The sequence below is a fragment of the Silanimonas sp. genome, assembly GCF_027531545.1.
Classification (GTDB): Bacteria; Pseudomonadota; Gammaproteobacteria; order Xanthomonadales; family Xanthomonadaceae; genus Silanimonas.
Map to the genome: position 1 here is coordinate 1 of NZ_JAPZSC010000009.1, position 3,581 is coordinate 3,581.

The window sequence follows — 3,581 nt, forward strand, 5'->3', positions numbered from 1 at the left end:
TCGGTGCGCATTCCACTGATCGTGGACACCCATTCCAGGCTGATCGCGGACAGCGTTCCGGGCGATCGCGGACACCCGTTGCAGGTGTCCAGAGTGACGCTGCGGATGGTAGGCCAACTGTCCGCCATCAGTTTGGAACGCTGTCCGCGATCAGCGTGGAACGGGTGGTGCCGGGTTGTCCACGCGGCGCCCCATGCGCCGGGTGGGCAACTCGGTGCCGAAGGCGGTTTGCTCTGCCTGCGAGCTGCTCGGCAGCCTTGTCCACGGCGGCGGCGGCGCATGCGACGCCTGGCCGCCGCGGTGGACAAGGCGGGGCCATGGCGCTGTCCGGTCGGATCGCCAGGGTTGCCGTCAGGCTTGGGGCTTGGCCTTGCGCAGCGACTCGCCCTTCAGCGCGATGGTGTGCGAGCCGTGCAGCAGCCGGTCCATGATGGCGTCGGCGATGGTGGGCTCGTTGAGCCACTGATGCCAGGCGCTGCTGGGCAACTGGCTCGTGATGAGGGTGCTGCGGCTGCCCACGCGGTCGTCCAGCAACTCCAGCAGGTCCTGCCGCTCCTGGGCCGCGATCGGCGCGATGGCCAGGTCGTCGAGCACCAGCACGTCCAGCCGCGCCAGTTGCGCCAGCCGCCGGCCGAAGCTGCCGTCGCCGTGGGCCACCTGCAGCTCCTGCAGCAGCCGCGTGGCGCGCGTGTACAGCACGCTGAAGCCCAGGCGAGCCGCCTGCTGCGCCAGGGCGCATCCGAGCCACGTCTTGCCACAGCCGGTGGCCCCCGTGATCAGCACGTTGCGCCCGTGGCGGATCCAGTCTCCGCCGGCCAGCGCTGTCACGAGGTGCCGGTCCAGGCCACGGCCGGCGCGCCAGTCGATGTCCTCGATGCAGGCCGAGCTCACCTTGAGCTTGGCCGCCTTGAGCAGCCGCGCCACGCGCTTGCCGTCGCGCCAGTCGAGCTCGCGCTGCACGAGCAAGGCCAGCCGTTGGTCGAAGGGCAGCGCGTCGGCGGCGTGCTGGGTGGCGCTGTCGGTCAGGGCGGCGACCATGCCGTCCAGGCGCAAGCCGCGCAGTTGGTCCAGGGTGTGTTGTTGCAGCATGGGGGTGTCGGTGTCGATGTCGGTGTTGCGGTTGTCGTTGCTGGCCATCAGTGGTGCCCGTAGTAGCCGGCGCCACGCACGTTGTCGTGCTCGGGCATCGGCGCAGCCGAGCGCTCCCCGCCCAGCAGGCTGCTGCCCTGGCGGTCCAGCCCGCTGGCCAGGATCGACTTGACGCTGCCGTAGTAGGGCGCGCGGATGGACTGCGCACGCGCGCAGGCGGCCTCCAGGCGGTCAGCTCCGTACTCGCGAGCCAGGCGCATCAGGCCCAGGCAGCTCCGGTAGCCTTGCTCCGGATGTGGCCGGCGCTCCATCTGCCAGCGCACCACGCCGGCGGTGGCCGCGCCGACGCGCTCGCCCCAGGCGATGAGCTTGGCCGGCGTCCACTGCAGGTGCGCCCTGTGCGACGCGGGCATGTGCTCAGGAACCGTGGTGTAGCCGCCCGCCTGGGCGCTGCGCACATGGGCGGCGATGCGCTGGCGACGCAGCAGCACCTCCAGCGTCGTGGCCGTCACCCGCAATTCCACCGCCTCGCCAACGTGCTGGTGCGGCACCGAGTAGTAGTGGCCCTCGAAGGCCACGTGGTAGTCGATGTTCACGCGTGCCGGCTTGAACTGGGCCAGCACCATGGGGCTGGCCGGCAGCGGCTTGAGTGCCGGGGCATCCAGGGCGGCGAAGGCCGAGGCCCGGCAGCCGGGCAGGCGCTTGAACGGGCGCTGGTTCAGCTCCGCCAGGAGCGCGTGGATCGCCCGGTTCAGCTCGGGCAGGCAGTGGAAGCGCTGGTGGCGCAGCCGCGCCAGGATCCAGCGCTCGACCACCTGCACGCCAACCTCCACCTTGGCCTTGTCCTGCGGCCGGCCAGGACGTGCTGGCAGCACCGCCACGCCGTAGTGCTCGGCCAGTTCCTGCATCAGCCGGGCGGTGACGGGCTCGTAGGCGTCAGGGTTGGCGATCAGCGCTCGCGGCTGGTCGGGCACCAGCAGGCGCGGCACGCCGCCGATGAACTCCAGCGTGGCGATGAGGGCACCCACCCAGTCGGCGGCCGTCTGCCGCCAGGTGGCGCAGGCGTAGGTGTAGTTCGACGCGCCCAGCACGCCCACGAAGATCTGCGCCCGGCGGATCTCGCCGCTGGTCGGATCGATCACGGGCACGGTCTGGCCGGCGTAGTCGACGAACAGCCGCTCGCCGGCAGGGTGCACCTGGCGCATGGAGCGCTTCAGGCGCTTGGCCCAGGCGCGGTACTTGTCGCAAAAGGCGCTGTAACGGTAGCCGGCACCGGCTGCGCCGGCGCTGTACTCCTCCCACAGCAGCTGCAGCGTGACGCCCGGGCGCTTGAGTTCCTGGTGCAGCGCAGCGTAGTCGGGCTCCACGCGCGTGCTGCTGCGAGAGCGCGGCGGTGGGTACAGCCGCGCCTGCAGTTCGTCGTCGTTCAGTGTGCTGGCCAGTGGCCAGTCCACCCCAGCGTCGCGGGCGTACATCGCGATCTCGCTGACGCAGGACTTGCTCACGCCCAGCGCTGCGGCCACCTGCCGCGTGCTCAGCCCGGAGTCGGCCAGCAGCCGAAGTGCTTGTCTGATCTTGCTCATGAGGACCCTTGGTGTGGGCATCGCCTCTCCCGGCCAAAAAGCCGGGCAGCCTATGCCTCGTTGGGTCACTCAGGACACCGCCCCGGTGTCCGCGATCACGGCGGAACGGTGTCCGCCATCAGCGTGGAACGCTGTCCGCCATCACGGCGGAATGCTGTCCGCCATCACGGCGGAACGGTGTCCGCGATCGGGCGGAATACGCAAGGCGAGCAAAGATAGTTCGGCGAGTTGCTCGTCGGCCACCGCATACAGCCGCGGCGGCATGCGATGTGTCGGCGACGTCGCGAAAACAGCGCGAATTCGCTCGCGTTCGAACGTCACCACGAGAGGCGCGTGATCACGCGGCTGGAGTACGGTGAGCAAGGCACCAACCCGCGCTTCGTGGGCACCAACCTCGTGGGCGAGCCCGACGGGCTGTACGACGGTCTGTACTGCCAGCGCGGCGAGGCGGAGAACCGCATCAAGGAAGCGCAGCTGGACCTGTTCGGCACGCGGGCGAGCTGCTCGCGCTTCATCGCCAACCAGTTCCGGCTGCTGCTGGCGGCGCTGGCCTACACGCTGATGCAGCGGCTGCGCGCGCTGGCCCTGCAGGGCACCGAGTTCGAACGGGCCAGTGCCGCCACCATCCGGGTGCGGCTGCTGAAGATCGGTGCGTCGATCCTGCGCAACACGCGTCGTGTGCGGGTGATGCTGGCCAGCCACCATCCGCCGCGCGTGCTGTTCGCTACGGCAGCCAGCAAGCTTGCCGCGCTGGGCCCGTAGCAACTCATCCTAAATCCGGCAGTTACCCCGTCGCCTGAAGCGCTGGTGGGGGCTTCGGTGGTCCGATGACTGGCGCGATCCGGTCGCTGATGTAGCGCAACAGGTGGCCCCATCGGTCAAGGTCCTTGAACTGCTCCGCAGCTGCCT

3 protein-coding genes and 1 pseudogene are annotated in these 3,581 nt (G+C 70.0%); 1 reads left to right on the forward strand and 3 read right to left on the reverse strand.

The genetic code is table 11. The annotated features are described in order from the left end of the window. Positions 1 to 351 precede the first annotated feature (351 nt). The 3 genes from istB to O9280_RS07655 form a co-directional block, all read right to left on the reverse strand. Positions 352 to 1,089 (reverse strand): IS21-like element helper ATPase IstB, encoded by a 738-nt coding sequence (gene istB / locus O9280_RS07645; protein WP_298340836.1) that lies wholly within the window; start codon positions 1,087 to 1,089, stop codon positions 352 to 354. A 47-nt stretch (positions 1,090 to 1,136) separates the two neighbouring features. Then, on the reverse strand, positions 1,137 to 2,693 hold the full coding sequence (gene istA / locus O9280_RS07650) for an IS21 family transposase (RefSeq protein ID WP_298340834.1): 1,557 nt from the start codon (positions 2,691 to 2,693) through the stop codon (positions 1,137 to 1,139). Positions 2,694 to 2,813: 120 nt separating this feature from the next. Next, entirely contained in the window at positions 2,814 to 2,993 is a 180-nt protein-coding gene (locus tag O9280_RS07655) for a hypothetical protein (RefSeq protein ID WP_298340838.1), read from the reverse strand. A gap of 3 nt (positions 2,994 to 2,996) precedes the next feature. Here O9280_RS07655 and O9280_RS07660 point away from each other — a divergent pair. Next, positions 2,997 to 3,434, forward strand: a pseudogene (locus tag O9280_RS07660) (transposase); the annotation flags it as partial. Between the last annotated feature and the right edge of the window lie 147 nt (positions 3,435 to 3,581).